The organism is Bartonella sp. LB28NMGDW (assembly GCF_042194435.1).
In the GTDB taxonomy this organism is placed as follows: Bacteria; Pseudomonadota; Alphaproteobacteria; order Rhizobiales; family Rhizobiaceae; genus Bartonella; species Bartonella grahamii.
On record NZ_JBHIMX010000094.1, the window covers coordinates 1 to 1,189 of the forward strand.

1 protein-coding gene is annotated in these 1,189 nt (G+C 43.8%); it reads right to left on the reverse strand.

Translation table 11 applies throughout. From position 1 onward, the window contains the following. Positions 1 to 12 precede the first annotated feature (12 nt). Complete coding sequence (tuf, locus tag ACFIKG_RS09345; protein ID WP_012755022.1) at positions 13 to 1,188, reverse strand: elongation factor Tu; 1,176 nt, start codon at positions 1,186 to 1,188, stop codon at positions 13 to 15. Position 1,189 lies beyond the last annotated feature (1 nt).

The following is a 1,189-nucleotide window of genomic DNA, read 5'->3' on the forward strand; positions in this document are numbered from 1 at the left end:
AACAAGCATTATTTATTCAATGATCTTAGAGACGATACCGGCACCAACAGTACGACCACCTTCACGAATAGCAAAACGAAGCTTCTCTTCCATCGCTATCGGAACGATCAACGAAACATCCATGGCAACATTGTCGCCTGGCATAACCATTTCCGTTCCTTCTGGAAGCGTAACAATACCTGTAACATCCGTCGTACGGAAGTAAAACTGAGGACGATAATTCGTGAAAAATGGTGTATGACGTCCACCTTCATCTTTTGTCAAAATGTAAGCTTCTGCTTTAAAACGTGTATGAGGCGTAACAGATCCTGGCTTCGCCAATACTTGACCACGCTCAATCCCTTCACGGTCAACACCACGAAGCAGAGCTCCTATATTATCACCCGCTTGACCCTGATCTAAAAGCTTGCGGAACATTTCAACGCCTGTAACCGTCGTCTTAGACGTTGGACGAATACCGATAATTTCGATTTCCTCTCCAACTTTAATAACACCACGCTCAACACGACCCGTAACAACGGTTCCACGACCCGAAATCGAAAATACATCCTCTATCGGCATCAAAAATGGTTGATCAACAGGACGTTCAGGGGTTGGAATATAATTATCAACCTCACTCATTAAAAGGCGAACAGCATCTTCACCAATGCTTTTATCCTTATCCTCAAGGGCTGCTAAAGCAGAACCCTTAACAATTGGTATATCATCGCCTGGAAAATCATATTTGGATAAAAGTTCCCGAACCTCAAGCTCTACAAGCTCCAAAAGTTCTGCATCATCAACCTGATCAACTTTATTAAGAAAAACAACAATTGCTGGAACACCAACCTGACGCGCAAGCAAAATATGCTCACGTGTCTGAGGCATTGGACCATCAGCTGCGGAAACAACCAAAATAGCACCATCCATCTGTGCTGCCCCTGTGATCATGTTCTTCACATAATCAGCGTGTCCCGGACAATCAACGTGCGCATAGTGACGATTTTCCGTTTCATACTCAACGTGTGCTGTAGAAATAGTAATCCCACGTGCACGTTCCTCTGGGGCAGCATCAATTTGATCATAGGCTTTAAATTCACCAAAATATTTCGTAATCGCTGCTGTCAACGAAGTCTTCCCATGATCAACGTGACCAATCGTACCAATATTAACATGCGGTTTTGTTCGTTCAAACTTGCTCTTCGCCATC